Below are 2,061 nucleotides of genomic sequence, written 5' to 3'. Positions count from 1 at the left end.
GGGTGCGTTTATTTTGCAACGACACCGTCGACCCTGGTTTTCTACTGGGCCCTGTTTGGTCAGCCGTTTTTTCCTCCAGAAACCAGTTTCAGGTGGGCACGAGCCGGAGGCATCTCGGCGAATTTGGCCTGGTGATTGCGTTGATACTCTTGGGTTTCATGGAACGTCCAATACGCATCGAAATCGCCATTGATCACCAGCGCTCGGAGTTTGAGAACGGCTTCGCCTCCCTCCAGTCCCCACCTGGCCCCCGTGATCTCCATACGATCTTTCACCAGATAACGGCAAGCCCCTTCGATCACCCCCGTGGCGATGGGATACCCCTGGGCCAGGTAGTCTGGATAGTTGAGGTAAGGGACGTGATTGGCCAGGTAGGTCGTGCATGGATCGATCGGTTCGCGCTGTTTTGGGCTCAATCCCTGCACGGTTGCCCAGCGACGTAAGCTTCTCACAAGGGGGCGCACCTGCCCGTGCAATAACCGCTCGATCTGTTCGGCCACCCACGGGGCGGCTTGGGGGTCATCGAGGGCAAAGCGGACTTTGGCCGCCTTCCAGAGATATTCCAGGACGTGAATGATGTCTAAAATCATGACCACGCTGCCCCCAGGGACCGGGGCCGCCTTCTTGATATAATCGATTTGCGTCGGATCGCCGTCTACCAATACGACCCATTCGGCCTGCTGCTCAGGGTCACGCCGAAGCCCTTCGGCAAAGGCGGTCTCAATCACCGTCTTCATGGGCTTTTGCAGACTGGCCCACAGCTTCTTGCCCACCGGCTTGGGAGCCAGTGGCGGGTTGCTCGGCACCAGGCGCAGGGGGGCAAACTGACGCGCCACCGTGTGTGGCGAGCGGATATGACGGTCAATATGATAGATGCCTGCCACCGTCGCCATGCGTTTGTGGTTGGACTTGTCCTGACGAGCAAAGCCGCGGGGCGCTTGCTGGGCACGCGCCTCGACCTTCTTGCGGGTCGCCTCTCGCAAGGCCGCTTTTCGCATCACCACCCCCTTGCTATCAAAGGTCAACACCTGAATCGGCTTGGCCTGGGCGTACTGCTGGAGTGCGGGTGAACAGGGCTGGGCATAAAAGGCGTCAAAGTCTTGGGCCGCGTCGTAGACGATCTGCTCGACCTGACGCTTGCCAAGGCGCACGGCGGTTTCTGTGTCAATGTCATTGGCAACCTCGTCAAAGGACATCTTGGCGGCCTTGGCCGCCACCCGCTTCTGCAACCGATGCGAGTAGCCACGGGCCGGTAGGTTCAACTGCGCATCGCGTGGAAATACGTTTGCCACCCCGCGTTGACTATACCCGGTGCGCGCCACACGAACGGCACCAAACACACTCTTATACCCGGTTTCCATGTCATCGCGTTTATGCGAGCGCACCACCCCGTCCGAGCCACACACCGCGTCGCCAACTCGTCCAGCGCCCTGGTTATCCAAATGATCTTGCAACAGCAAGCGCAGCAGTTCGCGCCCATCGGTTTCCAGATAGGCCTCGATTTCACTGTGCGTCTTGTCGCCAGCCATCTCGCTACTCAGATGGTCCGTGATCTCGATAAACTTCTCATAGGCGCTATGAAACGGCTGGTCAATCGTGACCACTTGTGCTTCCATGGTTCAGACCTCTTGTTTAGGGGGTGGAATGGATCAAGTGTTTGATCTACCCTCTGAGAGGTCTTTTTTCAAGCATATTACACTGTGATATATTGATTTTATTTAACTCTGTGTCGTTGCGAAAGAGCTACACCCACTGAAAAAAGGCCAGAACACTTTGCATTCCTGGTGTATCCGCACGCCGTGAGTCGCAAAAATCCTCCTTCCTTTTGGCTCCTGCATGCGCTATCGTGAAGGGAAGAGCCACGATGTGCAGACGGTGATCTGCTGCAGCCTACGGTCGTTGGAGGGTCGTATGACCTTTGAGGAGATCCTGAATCAAGCCCTGGCCATGCTCCAACGCCAGGGGCGGGTCTCGTATCGAGCTCTCAAGCGCCAGTTTGGCGTGGATGACGCCTATATCGAGGATCTCAAATTTGAAATCATCGAGGTGGATCACGCCGCA

Annotated in this window: 1 protein-coding gene; it reads right to left on the bottom strand. The window is 57.0% G+C overall.

The window, feature by feature from the left end; translation table 11 throughout:
- Positions 1-59 precede the first annotated feature (59 nt).
- On the bottom strand, positions 60-1,616 hold the full coding sequence (locus tag VJ369_RS17065; RefSeq protein ID WP_324093191.1) for an ISKra4 family transposase: 1,557 nt from the start codon (positions 1,614-1,616) through the stop codon (positions 60-62).
- Positions 1,617-2,061 lie beyond the last annotated feature (445 nt).

The sequence above is a fragment of the Glutamicibacter sp. genome, assembly GCF_035257265.1.
Lineage (GTDB): Bacteria > Actinomycetota > Actinomycetes > Actinomycetales > Micrococcaceae > Glutamicibacter.
Note: the sequence above shows the minus strand (reverse complement) of the source record. Positions and strands in the feature narration are given on the sequence as shown.